The organism is Acinetobacter sp. 228, from assembly GCF_048147885.1.
The window spans coordinates 1-1,116 of sequence record NZ_JAYWYV010000499.1; the positions used below are offsets into that span (position 1 = coordinate 1).

Annotated in this window: 1 protein-coding gene and 1 pseudogene; both read right to left on the reverse strand. The window is 39.1% G+C overall.

Annotation, left to right across the window (positions count from 1 at the left end):
* Positions 1–734 (reverse strand): protease SohB (sohB, locus tag VXQ92_RS20195; protein ID WP_416682985.1); only part of this gene is annotated, 734 nt, incomplete at its 3' end.
* A 146-nt stretch (positions 735–880) separates the two neighbouring features.
* Positions 881–1,116, reverse strand: a pseudogene (locus tag VXQ92_RS20200) (phosphate ABC transporter ATP-binding protein); the annotation flags it as partial.

Sequence of the window (1,116 nt, forward strand, 5' to 3'; positions counted from 1 at the left end):
AAATCAAGTGCATCTTGACCATACCAATGTTCACCTGTAGCAACCTTGTCTACATTAAGCTGTGGACGATATTTCTCTACAAAGTGCTTAAACAACACATGCGTTTGTTGTAGCTCTTCTTCAAACTTCGCCTTACCTTCAGGAGTATTCTCACCAAACATGGTGACAGTACGTTTATATTGCCCTGCTGTGTAAAGTTCGAAGTCCACGTTATGTTCTTTTAAAAGACGATTAAAATTTGGTACCTGAGCCACAACACCAATCGAACCCACAACAGCAAACGGTGCAGAAATAATTTCATTTGCAATACAAGCCATCATGTAGCCGCCACTTGCCGCAACCTTATCGACACAAATCGTTAAATGAAAACCTGCGTCACGCAAACGAACCAATTGAGCTGCCGCCAATCCATATCCATGAACCATACCACCCGGACTTTCAAGACGTACCACAACACGGTCACGTCCAGCTTTAGCCGTTGCTAAAATAAGAGTGATTTCTTCACGAAGATTTTCAACCGCAGATGCCTGAATGTCACCTTTAAAATCTAAAACAAAAATTTTCTGGTTGTTCTTACGGCGAATTTTAGCTTCTTTTGCAAGTTGTTGAGCCAATTGTAAAAGCTCTAAACGACTTGCTGTGGTTTGTGCAATTTTTTTTCTCTGTTCATTTACACGTGCATTTAAATGACTGACACGTATTTCCGCAGGGAGTTTAGGCAAATGGAATAACATAAAATTCTATGCTCATAAGTTTGTCTTTATAGCCTTAAGATGTGGTTCTCTTGATTAAAATTCAATAGCGATTTTGCAAAATAGAGTCATTTTCATTTATTAAATAAAAAAAGAGCACTAGGCTCTTTTTCTTTTACAACGATCAATTAACCAAAACGACCAGTAATATATGCTTCTGTCAATTGGTGGTCAGGCTGAGTAAATACTTTCTCTGTAGAGTTTACTTCAATCAAATCACCTAAATGGAAGTAAGCTGTACGGTCTGAAACACGAGCTGCTTGTTGCATAGAGTGCGTTACAATAACGATTGTGTATTGATCAGAAAGTTCAGAAATCAGCTCTTCCACTTTTGCCGTTGCGATTGGGTCAAGCGCCGAACAAG